This is a genomic window from Acinetobacter sp. ANC_7654 (genome assembly GCF_056779855.1).
In genome coordinates this window covers 17633-34021 of sequence record NZ_JBWYIR010000007.1, presented here as the reverse complement: position 1 = coordinate 34021, position 16389 = coordinate 17633, and the positions used below count along the sequence as shown (strand labels likewise).

General features: G+C 40.0%; 17 protein-coding genes. 2 read left to right on the top strand and 15 right to left on the bottom strand.

From position 1 onward, the window contains the following. Positions 1-36: 36 nt before the first annotated feature. From AC1M86_RS08970 to AC1M86_RS08945, 6 genes are all read right to left on the bottom strand, one after another. On the bottom strand, positions 37-315 hold the full coding sequence (locus AC1M86_RS08970; RefSeq protein ID WP_035266758.1) for a hypothetical protein: 279 nt from the start codon (positions 313-315) through the stop codon (positions 37-39). Positions 316-437: 122 nt separating this feature from the next. Further along, on the bottom strand, positions 438-941 hold the full coding sequence (locus tag AC1M86_RS08965; protein ID WP_035266761.1) for a DUF6586 family protein: 504 nt from the start codon (positions 939-941) through the stop codon (positions 438-440). Positions 942-1134: 193 nt separating this feature from the next. Next, positions 1135-1461, bottom strand: coding sequence for a hypothetical protein (locus AC1M86_RS08960; protein WP_035266764.1), 327 nt, complete (start codon positions 1459-1461; stop codon positions 1135-1137). A 297-nt stretch (positions 1462-1758) separates the two neighbouring features. Beyond that, complete coding sequence (locus AC1M86_RS08955; RefSeq protein WP_035266766.1) at positions 1759-2010, bottom strand: RNA recognition motif domain-containing protein; 252 nt, start codon at positions 2008-2010, stop codon at positions 1759-1761. An 80-nt stretch (positions 2011-2090) separates the two neighbouring features. Beyond that, positions 2091-4079: an ATP-dependent helicase gene (locus AC1M86_RS08950; protein ID WP_481607791.1), complete on the bottom strand. Its 1989-nt coding sequence runs from the start codon at positions 4077-4079 to the stop codon at positions 2091-2093. Positions 4080-4181: 102 nt separating this feature from the next. After that, positions 4182-5324: a glycerate kinase family protein gene (locus AC1M86_RS08945; RefSeq protein ID WP_481607790.1), complete on the bottom strand. Its 1143-nt coding sequence runs from the start codon at positions 5322-5324 to the stop codon at positions 4182-4184. A gap of 133 nt (positions 5325-5457) precedes the next feature. On the opposite strand from AC1M86_RS08945, the gene AC1M86_RS08940 reads away from it, so the two are divergent. Continuing rightward, a complete protein-coding gene (locus tag AC1M86_RS08940) occupies positions 5458-5973 on the top strand; it encodes a hypothetical protein (protein ID WP_481588666.1) in 516 nt (171 codons plus the stop codon). A gap of 55 nt (positions 5974-6028) precedes the next feature. On the opposite strand, the gene topA is transcribed toward AC1M86_RS08940, so the two are convergent. The 4 genes from topA to AC1M86_RS08920 form a co-directional block, all read right to left on the bottom strand. After that, complete coding sequence (gene topA / locus AC1M86_RS08935) at positions 6029-8668, bottom strand: type I DNA topoisomerase (protein ID WP_035266776.1); 2640 nt, start codon at positions 8666-8668, stop codon at positions 6029-6031. A gap of 31 nt (positions 8669-8699) precedes the next feature. Then, on the bottom strand, positions 8700-9149 hold the full coding sequence (locus AC1M86_RS08930) for a hypothetical protein (RefSeq protein ID WP_035266779.1): 450 nt from the start codon (positions 9147-9149) through the stop codon (positions 8700-8702). Positions 9150-9351: 202 nt separating this feature from the next. After that, entirely contained in the window at positions 9352-10362 is a 1011-nt protein-coding gene (locus AC1M86_RS08925; RefSeq protein WP_035266782.1) for a hypothetical protein, read from the bottom strand. Between the two features lie 112 nt (positions 10363-10474). After that, complete coding sequence (locus tag AC1M86_RS08920; protein ID WP_035266784.1) at positions 10475-10720, bottom strand: SlyX family protein; 246 nt, start codon at positions 10718-10720, stop codon at positions 10475-10477. 34 nt (positions 10721-10754) lie between these two features. On the opposite strand from AC1M86_RS08920, the gene AC1M86_RS08915 reads away from it, so the two are divergent. Then, positions 10755-12665 carry an ATP-binding cassette domain-containing protein gene (locus AC1M86_RS08915; protein WP_481607789.1) on the top strand — a complete coding sequence of 637 codons (1911 nt, stop codon included), beginning with the start codon at positions 10755-10757 and terminating at the stop codon, positions 12663-12665. Positions 12666-12724: 59 nt separating this feature from the next. Here AC1M86_RS08915 and AC1M86_RS08910 read toward each other — a convergent pair whose 3' ends face one another. The 5 genes from AC1M86_RS08910 to AC1M86_RS08890 all read right to left on the bottom strand — a co-directional run bounded on the left by AC1M86_RS08910 (position 12725) and on the right by AC1M86_RS08890 (position 16144). Continuing rightward, positions 12725-13294: a HupE/UreJ family protein gene (locus AC1M86_RS08910; RefSeq protein ID WP_481607788.1), complete on the bottom strand. Its 570-nt coding sequence runs from the start codon at positions 13292-13294 to the stop codon at positions 12725-12727. Positions 13295-13311: 17 nt separating this feature from the next. Continuing rightward, positions 13312-13926 (bottom strand): urease accessory protein UreG, encoded by a 615-nt coding sequence (ureG, locus tag AC1M86_RS08905; RefSeq protein ID WP_092766737.1) that lies wholly within the window; start codon positions 13924-13926, stop codon positions 13312-13314. 22 nt (positions 13927-13948) lie between these two features. Beyond that, positions 13949-14614, bottom strand: coding sequence for an urease accessory protein UreF (locus AC1M86_RS08900; RefSeq protein WP_481607787.1), 666 nt, complete (start codon positions 14612-14614; stop codon positions 13949-13951). After that, complete coding sequence (ureE, locus tag AC1M86_RS08895; RefSeq protein ID WP_481607843.1) at positions 14601-15086, bottom strand: urease accessory protein UreE; 486 nt, start codon at positions 15084-15086, stop codon at positions 14601-14603. The genes AC1M86_RS08900 and ureE overlap by 14 nt, the downstream gene beginning before the upstream one ends. A 170-nt stretch (positions 15087-15256) precedes the next feature. Then, entirely contained in the window at positions 15257-16144 is an 888-nt protein-coding gene (locus AC1M86_RS08890; protein ID WP_092766734.1) for a DMT family transporter, read from the bottom strand. Positions 16145-16389: the final 245 nt, after the last annotated feature.

Genomic DNA, 16389 nt, shown 5'->3' with positions numbered 1-16389 from the left:
GTAAAATAAAAACCGCGCTATTTGCGCGGTTTTTTCTTAGCTATAAAACTGTGGTTTTTCATCTACGACTTCCGCATGCCATTCATTCGATTGTTTTTCGAGAAGTGCAAATAACGCAGCCTGAATCATGTGTTGGGCAATCAAAGGCATATGATCACCTAATAAAGCTTTCACTTCATCATTAAATTGAATTTTCACAAGTGGCTCATCCTCGGATGCAGCGTGACGAAGCGCTAACTCGCCATTCTCAAGTTGCACCAATTCTAAAATTGCTTCTTGTGTTCCGAATAATTCTTTCAATTGCTCTATAGACATATACCCTCCATGATTCACATGGTGGCAAAATGCTGAATGCACTTTGCATAGCTTAGACTATTTTATATAAGTTCTAAAATTTATATTTCAAGTCTAATCGTTTAAAACTGTCATGATTACAATTAAAACTCAACCATTTCGTTACGAAAACCGTCAATAAGATGGGTTAAGTCACGATGCCACTCTCGAAGAATTTGAGTGTCTGGCAACCACGCTTGAGGTGTCTGCGTGACTTTAATAATAAGATTTGAAGAAGTCTCATCCTCAGGTTCTGGTGCACTTGGTTCAGGTGCATACTGGCACATACGATAAGCGCGCTTTAGTTCTGCAATAAAACCATCCTTTGCAAGATGCTGTAAAACGGTGATTTCTGGAGAAACTTGCCCTTTAGCGGCCATATGCTCTTCAATAGATTTTAATGTAGGTGAAAAATCATTTAAACGGTAATAACGAACCAACTCTTGCAAAAATGCCAAAACCGCTCCATGCAAATGAAAGACTGCCGCTTCACGATGGGCTTGAGCTTGTTGAATATGATCTGTCTGTTCTGCTTGCTGACATGATAGACGGGCAAAATAGAGTTTTTGATTAGTGCGATCTGCATGAAAACGAGCAACACGAGACATGAAAACTTCCTAGCAACATTTATGTCATACAACTTAAATGTTGGCGCCATATCACGCAATGCTTTTAAGAAAAAAATAAAGATTAATTTTAGATCAACAAGATTGATTGAAAGCTTGATGATTAATGCATACTGCTTAAAAAAAAAGCCAGCCAAATACATGGCTGACCCTTTCGAATGAATCTAAGGTTATATTAGCGAACAATACCCTTAAAAATTCCTAATGGATTATAAGTCCCATCGCCTTTTTCATTGTCATAATGAAATTTGACCTGATCTTGATCACCACCTAACAGTGTTCCAGCCTTGTAAAGACCTTCTGAAATCGCAAGGAAGCCAACATCAATTGCTTGATGAACTGTACCAACACCAGGAATTAGGCTCAGTGGCTTCCAAATTGGAGCTTGAACATTCAATGTGCTCGAAAATAAGTTTGATGCGTTTTGAAGCGTGTCACCGATTAACGTACCTGCACCTGATACGATTTCTGTTTCTAAATGATTTAATTCTTGAATAGACATTTTTATAACCTTTTGGGGTTTTATAATGGAGCTTTTATACTACACACTTCACTCAAACTTATTCAATCTATTATTAAGATATACTTCACAATAATTTGTATATAAATGTGATTTTAAGTGTATATTTTTAATAAAAATATTAATATATAACAGAAATACATTTCAAAAATATGTCAATTCTTCAAAGTACAAAAGTCGGTCAAAAAAGCTAAAAAAGATTCATATTTATTAGTTAAATTAAATAAAATATCAAATAAAAAGGAGCAATAACTGCTCCTACTTTATTTAGACATCAAGTTATGCTTCTGGCTTTTCGTCTGCAGCTTTTACTCGAATACCTGCACCTTTAACTTTACGGGTGTTCAGCCCCTTAATTGCTTTCACAGCTTCACGACCATGTGGCATTTCAACAAAGGCAAATCCTTTCGATTTGCCTGTTGCAGCATCTAATACCAATGTACATGAGTCTACTGTTCCAAACTGCTGAAATAACTCCAGAATCTCAGCTTCAGTAATGCTGCGCTCTAAGTTACGAACTAAAATTTTCATGAAAAAACCTTAAGAAGATAGGCAAAAAAACCAAAAAGTACGCGCCTACTCTACTTTTTGTATGAAACAATCTAGATAGTTTAATCGAGATCAATCCCAAAATCTAAATTAATCGACTGTCGCTCAATCAAAGCACTCTTAACCGTTTGCTGCCTGGTTTTATAATGTGTTTCACTTGTACACAAATGTCTTGAAAGATCATTAAGAAAATAGCTTTCAACTTTTCGTCCTTGCTCATCGACTTGTTCCCTTGCCCACGTCACCAAATTTTGCTTGGTTAAAATCAATTCATTTTGTGCACGGGTAAGTGCTACATAAAGCACACGGCGTTCTTCTTCAACTTCATCAAAATCCCCTTGAGCTCTTGCATGTGGATACTGACCAGGTGTCACATTCGCCACGTAACAAACTTTTTGTTCAGTTCCTTTAGCAGAATGTATCGTGATCAAGGTAACAACATCAGTATCTGACTGGCGTTCGATTTCACTGATTGAAACTGGATCAAGCACGTAGGCTTCTAAAAACTCACTTAACTGAGTATGTTTTGAAGCTAACTGTTTCACCAACTCAAAGTCTCCTTGACGACGCCCCCAATCCTTTTTGTAATTTTCACTCAACTGAATTTCTATTGCCTGAATTGCCAAGCTTACGCAAGCTTGAACTTCAGTCTTTATCACATTCAACTGCTTCATAATGAGTAGAGCCTCAGCAGGAATACGTCCAAATTTTTCTAGTTTTTCCGCAATGACGTCATCTTGAGGGTCCTGTAACAACTGTTGCGCTAAACGGCTTGCGCCAACATCACCGACCCCATCCCAAAGCGTCAAAAACCGCATCCATGCAATATCGTCTGAAGGATTGGCAATGACCCGTAGTAAACTCAGTAAATCCTTAACATGCGCAGTTTCAAGAAGTTTCATACCACCAATAAACCGATATGGGACATTGGCTGCAATGAAAGCTGCTTCAATATGACGAGCTGCAAAGCTTGAACGTACCAGAACCATATGATCGCGCCAAGGACTTCCCTCAAGCAAATGTCGCTCTTTAATATCTATGGCAATCCATTTTGCTTCATCAAACTCATTCGGGAAAATATGAATTTTAGGCTTTATGCCTGTACCTCGATACGCATTTAAGCGCTTGTCATATTTAATCTCACTTTGATCAAGCAACCAATTTGATAAATCTAAAATTTCTTGAGTAGATCGGTAGTTTTTTTCTAATTTAAAGATCTGTGCTGCTGGCACACGCTCTTTAAAATGATGAATGTTTTCGAAATCTGCTCCACGAAAACCATAAATCGATTGAGCATCATCCCCGACACAAAACAAACTTACTCGATCCTTTAAAGGCTCTAATAGCGCCCATTGCAATGGATTGGTGTCTTGCATTTCATCCACAAGCATATGTCTGCAAATCGAGGCCACATAATCGACTAGACCCTCAGACTGTGCTAAAGCTGATGCCACGATCGCAAGAATATCGTCATAATCAAGAAAGCTGCGTGCCTGCTTTCGAGTTTCATATTCTTTCATGATTTCTGCAATCAGGTCTTTCATTGCTAAGAATTCAGGCATTTGCTTTTCTATGGCAACACTTAGCTTTTGACGCGTATTTCTAGCATATGAATACAGATCACATAATTCAGCAGGCTTCGGGAGCTGATGGGGATTCTTCTTATCATCTTTACCACGTATCAAACGAAACGTCATGAGTTGATCATCACGATCAATAATTGAGAATTGCGCTAAGCCGAAAGCTTTTGGTATACGACGCAGCAAGTACATACAAAAAGTATGGAATGTTGATGCTCGTAATCCTTTTGCTTGTTCACCGAGTGCCAATTCGACACGCGCCACGATTTCACTGGCAGCACGACGCGTAAACGTCAAAATTTGAATTTGATTGGCGGGTACACCTTGATCAATAAGATAAGCAGCACGTGCCACAATCGTTTTGGTTTTACCACAGCCCGCACCCGCCAACACCAAACTATGTAAGGCTTCTGTGGTTGCAGCTTGTTTTTGTTGAGGATTTAATTCATCAATCAGGCTGTCTAAACTCATCGCTACTCATCAATTTTACAATAACAATAGTTTAACAGAGCTAGATTTAGAAAATACAAACACGCTTCAGTTTTAAACCTCAAAGCCCACTTACATAGAGGATTAGATATACTGCCTTACGATATTTTGTACCGTTAAATCTAAATTCTGAACTGCATTTTTCAAGGATTCTGACAAACTTTGATCCAGAGGATTAATACTACAGATGTGATGAAACCCTTGTTCGTACAATGGTTCTACCCCTTCACCAACTCTACCAGCGAATGCAAATACAGGCTTGTTGTGCCGATATGCGACTTGAGCAACGGCAAATGGGGTTTTACCAAATTGAGTCTGAGTATCAATTTTCCCTTCACCCGTAAATACATAATCAGCTTGCGCAATTTTTTCAGCCAATTGAGTTTCCTCAATGATTAATTCAGCACCCGATCGAATATCTGCGCCTGTAAATGCCATCAAACCAAATCCCAAACCACCTGCTGCACCAGCACCAGATCGATGACGTAAATCGACTAAAAGCTGCTGCTCTACCACCCCTGCAAAGTGCAATAAATTATGATCCAATACTTGCACCATTTCAGGTGTTGCCCCTTTTTGCGGACCAAAAATATAAGATGCGCCAAGTGGACCACATAATGGATTGTTTACATCTGAAGCAATAACAATATCTGTTTTAGTCAATCTTGGGTCGAGTTGTGACACATCAATGGAATCGATTTGGTTTAAGTTTCCACCTGTTGGCTCAAATGCTTCATGATATTGATTAATAAATTTCACGCCCAAAGCATGCGCCATACCAGCACCACCATCATTGGTCACACTCCCACCCAATCCGATGATGATCTTTTTCACCCCGAATTCGAGAGCTGCAGCAATCAGTTGCCCTGTTCCTACAGTATTAGTGAACAAAGGATTTCTTAAATGAGGTGGTATGAGATGAATGCCATTGGCTTTCGCCATTTCAATGACTGCTGTTTGTCCCTGATCAATTAATCCAAAATGAGTCATGACACGCTGATTAGCGAATGGGCCTTGTGCTTCGCACGCGATTTTTAATCCTGATTTTGCCATGACCAATGCATCAATGGTTCCTTCACCACCATCTGCCATTGGATTCAAAATACATTGTGCATCGGGTAAGACTTTATGGATGGCATTTTTCATAATCATGCATACCTGCTCAGCAGGCATGCTTTCTTTGAAAGAGTCGGGAGCCAAAATAAAAGTTTCTATCCTTTGCTGCATACTTTATTGCTATTCTCATATTTAAATTAATTCAGATACTTATTTATTACATTGAGATTTTCAATTTTTCAAATAGAACCCTTATATATATTGTAATAAACTTACAATTCCCCAAAAAAATAACGGTATAACAATGCAAAAATATCAAATATTTAAAAAAACTTTAGTGCTGTGTACATTCATTTTTGTATGTAATCAAGCTACCAGCTCGTCTGCAACCAATTCACACAGTAGTGAAAATATTCAATTATCAGCACTTTCAGCCAAATGGAAATGTACTGAAGAAATGGATTACATGGGTTATGCTGCGAAAAGCGAAATAGTGTCTGAGTTCAAACCAAATGGTCAATATTTTGAAAAAAATCAAATGACCTTTATTAAAGATAACGAGAAAGCAATTGCTTATACCCAATCTGAAGCTCAATGGAGTTTACAAGAACATATACTCACAATTGATCAAAATAAATTACTGAAATTTGAAATAGACAATGCTCAAGTTGAAGAGCAATTAAACCTTAAATCAGCTTTAGCTGATCCTGATGCTGTGAAATTACTAATTAAAAAACTCGATAACAAAGAAATGATTGCGAATTTCATTCTATTTGATACAGAAATAGAAAATCTCTCAAGAGTATGTGTAAGACAATAAATTTAATGTCATAAAAAAATGCTGACCTAGGTCAGCATTTTCTGTTATTTAAACGTTAAGCTTCAATCCATTTACCATCTTGGTAAATCAAAGACCATTTCGTTTGTTTACCTTCAGGCGTTTCAGAACCAATATATTGCGCTTGATTTTTACGACTAAACTTCACTAAAGTTGGGTTTCCATCAGGGTCAGTATCTGGCGCTTGCAGAATAAACTGATACTTTGGATCTAGCTGTTCAGCAACCGTACGCAATTCCGCAACCTTAGGAGCACGAGTTTCACGCACTTTAGGGAATTTACTTGCTGCTAAGAATAAGCCTGCTGCTCCATCACGTAATACGAAAAAGTCGTCATGTTTCGTTGAGCGCAAATGTTCCATTTTAATCGGGTCGACACGAGGAGGTGCTGGTTGACCATTCTTCAATACTTTACGTGTATTTTCACAGCTTGTGCAGGCAAAATAAGGACCAAAACGCCCTGTCTTTAACTGCATCTCACCATCACATTTGTCACATGGAATTGTTGGACCATCGTACCCTTTAATTTTGAACTCACCTTCTTCAAGCTCAAAACCTTCGCAGTCTGGATTGTTCCCACAAATATGAAGTTTACGACCACCATCAATAACGTAGCTATCCATTGCTGTTTCGCAAATTGGGCAACGTTTTTTCGACATTAAATCTGCGGTTTCTGCAGACTCATCATCAGATAATGCAGCCAAAGACTCTACTGGCGTTAAGTTAAGTGTACCTTTACAACGTTCTTTCGGTGGTAAGTTATAGCCAGAACAACCTAAGAATACACCTGTGGTACCGGTACGAATCTGCATCGGACGATCACATTCTTTACAATGCACAGCATCAACTTCAACAGGCTGATTACGGCGCATGCCATTTTCACCCTGTGCAGTAGTCAGACGTTTCTTAAAATCACCATAGAAACTATCTAATAACTCTTTCCAATTACGCTCACCATCTGCAACTTTATCCAGTTGACCTTCTAGATCTGCAGTAAATGCATAATTCATTAAGTTGTTAAAACTTTCGTCCAAACGATCTGTAACGATTTCACCCATCTTCTCTGCATAGAGACGACGGTTATCCAATTTCACATAGCCACGATCTTGGATCGTTGAAATAATCGCTGCGTAAGTTGAAGGACGACCAATGCCTTTTTTCTCAAGCTCTTTCACCAATGATGCTTCTGTAAAACGTGCAGGCGGTTTAGTGAAATGTTGCGAAGGATCTAACTTTTGAAGTTGTAGAACTTCACCCACTTTCACAGCAGGCAGTAAAACATCATCATCCGACTTGTTCTGGCCACGTACTTTCGTAAAGCCATCAAATACCAAAGTACGACCTTTAGCTTTAAGCTCTACACCATTCGCGTCAACCAAGATCGTCGAAGACAAATATTCAGCAGGTGTCATTTGACATGCAACAAACTGACGCCAAATCAGATCATATAGACGCTGAGCATCGCGATCTACACCCGCAAGTTGATCACCCTTCAGTGCGACGTTTGATGGACGAATCGCTTCATGGGCTTCTTGCGCACCTGCTTTATTTCCAAAACGGTTTGGCTTTGCAGGGAGATATTTTTCACCATACTCAGTTTCGATATGTCCACGTACCATATTGACCGCATCATCACTCAAGAATGTAGAGTCGGTACGCATATAGGTGATATAACCTGCCTCATACAAGCGCTGTGCCATCGTCATCGTTTTCTTTACAGAGAAACCGAGTCGAGTACTTGCTGCTTGTTGTAAGGTCGAGGTGATATAAGGTGCGCTCGGATTAACTTTGGTCGGTTTATCTTCACGGGCAGCAACTTTGAATTCAGCGTCTTTTAAAACATCTAATAAAGCATCTGTTTGTGCTTTGTTTTGAAGTTTTAATGTCTTACCTGACTGTTTGACTGCTTCTAAACGAATATCATCTTTTTTAGATTTGGTATCTGCAAAAACTTGCCAATATTCTTCAGGAATAAAAGCACGAATTTCTCGCTCACGCTCAACCACAAGTTTCGCAGCAACTGACTGTACACGACCCGCAGATAAACCACGTGCGATCTTCTCCCACAATAGTGGTGAAATCATAAAGCCAACAATACGATCAAGGAAACGGCGTGCTTGTTGTGCATTGACTTTATCAATATCTAAACGAGCAGGCTGTTTAAATGCTTCTTGAATGGCATTTTTAGTAATTTCGTTGAAAACCACACGTCTATAACGAGAGTCATCACCACCAATAACTTCTTTTAAATGCCAAGCAATCGCTTCTCCTTCACGGTCCAAATCAGTTGCGAGATAGACCTCGTCAACCTGCGAAGCAAGCTTTTTCAGTTCTGAAACAACATTTTCTTTACCAGGAAGCACTTCATAGTGTGCTTTCCAACCGTGCTCAGGGTCTACCCCCATACGATTGATCAGTGCCTGTTGAGCTTTTTCAGCTTTCTCTTCAGCAGTCTGTTTGGTACGTGTTACTGGTTTCTTTTCCGTACTTTTTGAAGCACCTGTTGGTAAGTCACGGACATGACCCACAGATGATTTCACAATGTAGTTTGAACCTAAGTATTTATTAATGGTCTTCGCTTTAGCAGGCGACTCGACGATCACTAAAGCACGTTTTTTTCCAGCTTCTGACGATTGAGCTGTAGCGCTTTTGGATGTGGACTTAGGAGCATTCGCCATAGTGAACCGTTATTCCTATAAGATTAAAAAATTAAATTTCAGCCAATTTGTGTAAAAGTGCTTTCATTTCATCAAGTTGTGTAGCATGAAGATCTTCTTCTTCCTTCCAGTACAAACCGACGCAATTAGACTGCATATCAATAGCATAAATCCCTTTTAATGCAATGGGGAAATCATTAAATTTCTCATTCCCGTGAACAACCTTAAGTTTTTCATTTTCAACCAATGCGCGCATTAAAGGTAGGCGACCATCAGGAATGATAACGCTGTAATACGCTACCATACTGGCACGATTTTCTGATGCCATTGGAATATTGGTCCATGAAGGTGCAGCAATCAAACGCGGGTGTAATCCCATTTTTCGCGCTTTCTCACGCATGATCCCCAAAGCTTTTTCTCTTGGATTTACACGTAATCCGAAGATCGAGCCCAGCACAAAAACAACGATAAGAATCGTTATCCAAAGTCCAGCATTTTCCATAGTTCACCTTTTGCTTCTTATATTAGAGTTGCATAAGCCGAATATAAAAGGCAAGTTGAAAATTAAAAATACGATTTATAGCGGCATGAAACCAGTATTGAGACCTGAACCAAATAAGGCATGATGTGGTATAACTCACCTAAGCACAGTGCAACTGAAATAAAAAAAAGCGATAAAATCATCGCTTTTTTCCGAGGCATTTTTAGTTCAAAAACATCTCATGGCTATAAAGTACTTCATGACCATTCCAATAAATATATCCTTTATCAATCATTTCCTTAAGCAATAACCGCACATCTGATTTTGGAAATAGTTGTTCTAATAAATCACGCAGTTCATAAATATCTTTAGGCTTTCCGGATTTTAAAGCATTCAATTTTTGGATGACTTCCAGCTGGACAGGATCTATTTTTTCAAAATTTTTAAACAAATCACTCTGAATATGTTGAATGTCTTGTGACTCTTCAATTTCAGCTAAAATGTCTTTTGCTTCGATATGTAGCTTCGCCAATAACGCATCTACCTGCCCAAGCTTGTGGTCTGCTACTACATCTTCATCAACATTCATATCCAATTGAGCCCACTGCTTTAATACCTTTTTACGAAAGGAAATTTGCTCACCTTCTTTTTTAACTACCTTTAAATTAATCAGCATGCCAATCAATTTAGCGCTGTGCTCGTCATTTATTCTCAACGTATTCTCGATCGAGTTTTTAAGCTTAGCTAAGGTGTTGGGCTTCCCTTCCATACGAACCACAACATCACAATACTGCTTTACTTTAAATAAATCATGATTTTGACGAATAGTTTCAACTGAAGGCACGTTGTATTTGAGTTTTGACACAGGTTGCTCTGGTTGTACCTGTATCAAATTACATTGAATGCCAGAAGCTCGCATCATGTCAGCCAACATGGTGCTACAGTCTCGTGCAGAAATCACATCAATCTCTGCGCCATGCTCAACCAATGCCAAGATTTGCCCCACAATCACAGCGTACTCAAATTCTTTTTCTTTTGCCTCAAGCATTTCTAAAATGACAATTTGACCACTACTAATCCAACTCGCAAATTCAGTCAAATCAGTGAGACTGTAATGAAAACTCCCTTTCGAATGAAATAGATAGGTCGTGGTGTAATGTTGCACAATCTCCCGAAATAACGTCGAAGTCGGCATGTTATTTTCAAGATCTATTAGGACAACTTTAGCGCTCATAGGATAAGATTCAGAATTCGGCAAGTGAAAAGACTATTACAACGACCTTCATATCAAAGGTCAAACTATTTACGCATACTTCTTGATAAATAATCAGTATTTATGTCACGTCTTAATAATGTGGCGGTTTATCCAAAATTGGATCAAATGGAGCAACACCATCGTCAGCATGAGTAGCTTCAACACGTTGATACAAAATTTGCATTTGTTTCTTTAAATCGCTGATTTCACGGCTTTGTAATGCAATTTGAATATTTAACTGATCAACTAATTCATCTAAAAATGCAATTCGGACTTGCAAATCTTCTATGGGTGCGGAAAATGACGCCTGCTCATTTAGATTTTTTTGATTCGACATTATAAGTCCTCATCAGGGGATTTCAGGAAACATTATGGCCTATATTACCTTAAGGGACGTCCAACTCGCATTTGGTGGACCGTACTTACTCGACGGCGCGAATTTTAGTTTAGAACGCGGCGAACGAGTGTGTTTGATTGGCCGTAATGGTGAGGGTAAGTCTACTTTACTTAAACTCATTGATGGAAGTTTATTGCCTGATGCTGGTGAAGTTTCCCTGCAAAATGGCATCACCATTTCTATGCTGGCTCAAGACGTGCCAATGGACTCGGGACGTGTTGCAGATATTGTGGCAGATGGCGCAGGTGAAGCAGCTTTTGTTCTTAGAGCTTATCACGAAGCAAGCGAAGCTTGTGTACTCGGCGATATGGAAGCTTGCGATCGCATGGGTAACTTGCAACATAAAATGGATCAATTAGATGGTTGGGCACTTGAAACTAAAGTGAATTCAATCCTCAGTAAAATGGGACTTGATCCTGATGCTGATTTAGCTGATCTTTCAGGTGGTCGTAAACGTCGTGTGCTTCTTGCACGCGCACTACTCACCCAACCTGATGTTTTGTTACTCGACGAACCAACGAACCATTTAGATGTTGAAAGTATCGAGTGGTTAGAAAAATTCTTACTCGATCAAAATAATTTAACATTACTCTTCATTTCGCATGACCGTTCATTTGTAGACAGTATTGCTACACGTATTGTGGAACTGGATCGTGGCATCTTACGCAGTTATGAAGGGAACTATTCACGTTACCTCGAACTCAAAGCTGCACAGATGGAAGCTGAAGAAAAACAAAATGCGCTGTTCGATAAAAAGCTAGCAGAAGAAGAAGTTTGGATTCGTCAAGGCATTAAAGCACGTCGTACCCGTAACGAAGGTCGTGTACGTGCCTTAAAAGCATTACGTGAAGAATCTAAAGCCCGCCGTTCGCAGCAAGGCAAAGTGAGCATGGCTACCCAAGATGCTCAACGTTCAGGCAAAGTGGTCTTCGAAATTGAAAACCTCAGTGTGCAATTTGGCGACAACACTCCAATTATCAAAGATTTTAATGCACTGGTTCTGCGTGGAGATCGTATTGGTCTCGTGGGCGATAACGGTGTCGGTAAAACCACGCTAATCAAAGCAATTTTGGGTCAACAAGAACACTCAGGTACGGTCAAAACAGGGACACAACTCGAAGTGGCTTATTTTGACCAGCTTCGTAACGTGCTCGATCTTGAAAAATCGGTAAAAGACAACGTGGCCGAAGGGTCAGACTTTGTCGATATCAATGGCGGACGTCGTCATATCTATAGCTATTTACAAGATTTCTTGTTCTCCCCTGAACGTGCTCGTACACCTGTAAAAGCCCTTTCTGGTGGTGAACGTAACCGCATTTTATTAGCGAAATTACTGCTTAAACCATCGAACCTCATCGTGATGGATGAGCCAACCAATGACTTGGATATGGTGACGCTTGAGCTGCTTGAAGAGATGCTCAGTGATTACAAAGGAACTTTATTGTTGATCTCGCATGACCGTGCCTTTATGGACAATGTCGTGACCTCAACTTGGGTATTCGATGGCAAAGGCAATATCGATGAATATGTGGGTGGTTATCAAGACTACCTCATGCAACGTCCTGATCAAACTGTAGTCGATCAGAAATCTGCGGTGAAGAAAGCAGCTGCAAAAGCTGAAGCGGCGGCAACCCCTGCACCAGCGGTTAAAAAAGTAAAACTAAGCTATAAAGATCAACGTGCTTTAGAACAACTTCCTGCTGAAATGGAAGCTTTGGAAAAGGAACAAGCCGAGATTAATGCGCTTTTAGCAGATGGTTCTTTATTTGTGACAGATAGTGACAAAGCAACTCAACTTTCGATTCGCCTTACTGAAATTGATGAGTTACTTTTAGAGAAATTAGAGCGCTGGGAAGCGCTTGAAAGTCTTGCGAATGGTGGCTGATTACCCTGATGAATAAAAAAACTCCGCGCTTGCGGAGTTTTTTATTTTGCCAAGTTTGATCACGCTAAACCAATTACTGCAACCAATGCTGCTAGCACACCTACAATCTTTTTACCTTGTGGAACAAATTTCACCATCAATGCCCCTAAACCCAGTCCAAGAGCATAAATCATTGCCATGGCAGTAATCATGCCTAAAATCTGAACGCCAACATTTCCATTCATCGCTAATTCAGCTCCGTGTGCTGAACCATGAAAAACTGATAGCAACACTGCTGCAACTGGAAAAATTCTGTTCGATTTGGTCCATAAACTTACAGCTAAGATGAACAATGAACTTACAATTCCAATTTCTGCAACGCCATTCGGAATAATTCCATGCGCACCTAAACTGAATCCAGCAACGAGCGCTGTAAGCAAGCCCCATGCCCCAATCATCTTCCAAATTTTAGACATGCTCCACATCAAAACGCCGAAACTGAGTGCCATCATCAAATGATCCAATCCTGTAAACGGATGAATGAAGCCCGTCCAAAAATTAGCGTCATGGTGATGATGGCCTGGATGTGCCATTACAAGGCTCGGAACACTTGCCAGAATGAATAGACCGAATTTATTGCATTGTTTCATCCTTTAAGCCCTCTTGTTTAAGCTTTGAATAAACCTTGTTTTTCAATAAAACTGATAATCTCGTTTAAACCATCTTCAGTTTTCATGTTTGAAAACAAGAACGGTTTATCTCCTCGCATACGCTTGGCATCTTGATCCATCACCTGCAAATTCGCTCCAACCATTGGCGCCAGATCTGTTTTATTGATAATCAGTAAGTCCGACTTGGTAATGCCTGGACCGCCTTTACGTGGAATTTTTTCACCACCAGCAACATCAATCACATATAGCGTCAGATCAGACAGTTCAGGGCTAAACGTTGCTGCCAAATTATCACCGCCACTTTCAATGATAATTAACTCTAGACCATCAAACTTTTCGCATAAGTCATCAATCGCTGCCAAATTGATTGAAGCATCTTCACGAATAGCCGTATGCGGGCAACCGCCAGTTTCCACCCCCACAATACGATCGGGTGACATGGCTTCATGACGAGTTAAGAAGTTGGAATCTTCTTTGGTGTAAATATCATTGGTCACCACCGCCATATTGTATTTATGGCGTAAGGCACGACATAAATTCAGGGTAAGTGCTGTTTTACCTGAACCGACTGGTCCACCAATTCCAACACGTAAAGGAGAACGTTCTGACATGATTGATTCCTTATGATAATTTTTAAGATCTAAATAGACGCGAATACTGGGTTTCATGTGACATGCTGAGCATGGCGTACTGAGGAAGTGCGCTGCTGAGTTGCGTATCGTCTAAAAGCAATGCTTTTTCGATGGCCTGAGGGACGAGTCCATGTAAGTGCCACAAAATCCGTTGACCACTCATCTGACCGAGCGGCACAGTTTTGACTGCGCCAAGTACTTGGTTTTCTAAAACAGTAAACGTATACGCCGTTAAAACATCTTCGATATTCAGATCCAATCGCCCACATAACTGAGCATATACGGGTACAAATCCAAGTTGTTTTTTGACCGTAACGGGCATTTTCAATACATCTTTAATCCATGCGTTCAAGGAAAATGCCAACTGCTGCGATTCAGCCAATAACTCACGACTTTCACGACTGGCTCGATACAACTGCGCCCAATGATTAAACTGCTGTTCATTATCATGGGCCTGCATCAAACGCTTCAATACAGGTAGCTCAAAACGAACTAAAAGCATTTCCAGAACTTCTTCGAAGTACGCAATACTGGATTGCTCGTCATGAATCAAACCTTGATCGATCGCACTTTCAACACCTTGCGAATAGCAATAAGCGCCTACAGGCAAAGCTGTAGAGGACAAAGTTAACAGTTTGAGTAAATGAACTGCATTAGTGTTGCGCATGAGCATGAATCGCTTTGATTGGGCTTAGACGATGATCATGTGCATGCTGAGCATAAGCACCACTTTCTGGCTCAAATGGATGATCCACTTCCGTGACCAGTAAACCCAATCCTTCGACCATTTCGGCTAAGACATGATCAGGTTCAAAATATAGTGCACTAGGCGTGAGCATAAGAGGGACATGACGATTCCCTAAATGATAGGCTGCTTTCAAAAGCTCAAATTCAGATGAAGCTTGGACACACATCAGGCGTTCAGGCAATGCATCCACACGCAGTAAGTCACCTGTTTCAGTTGCAATAAATGATCCTCCGCGAAGAATGCCTGTGCGCGGTAAATCTGCACCAATATCGCACCCTGAAACTAAAGTTGCACGAAAACGGCTCTTTTGTCGTGTATCAAAGTTGAGTTGCACAGTTTCGAAAGCTTGATCTTCTGTCACTGCTTCTATTCTTTGAGTATAGATTTTCATGCCTTTCCTATTGTCGCTTGAATACTTTGCTTTAATTTCAACTCGCGAAATGTCTTGTTCAACATCAATCCATTTACGCATCAAAATTAAGCATTATTCATGCCAACATGAAATCTATTGGTGCATCCCCTTCTTCTTATTAAAGAATATTCAATGATCTATAAAAATGTTTAAGCCCAGATCACCAAGATTGCCGCTATCACAACTAAGGCTAATCCCCAATGTTCGGCTTTCGCTAACTTTTCTTTAAAGAAATAAGCGGAGATCAACAAACTAAATAAGATTTCAATTTGACCAAGTGTTTTCACCACTGGGACACTCATCATACTCATGGCAGTAAACCATCCGAGAGATGCCATAAAACTACATACACTGACTTTAAAGGTCAGTCCTAGACGTTGCCACATCGCCAGCAACGTTTGATGACTGAATAAACTGAGATACAAAAGCATACTCAAACATTGTAAGCCAATCACCGACAGTAATACCCATGCAGCGCGATGAATTGTTGGCAACATTGTTAGTTCAAGACTGGCCTCTCTGACCAATAGTGAAGTGATAGCAAAACACAAACCACTTCCGATGCCAATCATCAGTGTTTTGGGTGAAAATCCAGTAAAACCATGTCCCCGACTCAACAGAAACACAGCAAAACCACCCAGTAACACCCCAAACCATGCCAACCATGACAAATGATCAGAGAGAAAAGCAACGCCAATGATTGCAGCTAAGATCGCTTCACTTTTAGCCAGTCCCACGCCAATGGCATAGTTTTTTTGCTTAAACAACTGCACCATTAACGCAGTCGCTAAAATTTGGCTAATGCCTGCGATAAAAATATAAACCCAATATTTTGTCGTAAATTGAACAGTCGCTGTTACCGGTGAAAAGTGATAAAGGCTACTCAAATAAATCAATGCAAAAGGCAAGGCGAAGATAAAGCGTGCAAGGGTCACGCCCCATACATCGACAGTGGTACTCAGTTGTTTTTGAAAGGCATTGCGCCAAGCCTGCATAAAAGCAGCCATGAGGGTAAAGAGAATCCAACTGAACGCCATAAAAATATCACTTTAATGAGTAGGACTGACGGGTTTTATTCTATGCCTCATCCAGTGTAATGACTAATCAAAAAAGGATTGTATGTAGATAGCATAAAGTTTGATTTTATTCGTTAGATAAAAAGATGATATTTTTTGAGCTAACATTCCTCGTGTAACTGTCACCTAAATCAGTTGAAGTAACATGGTATCTAAATTGCATAACATTGAGATCACTGATAAATTTTTCACATGAATATTTTTAT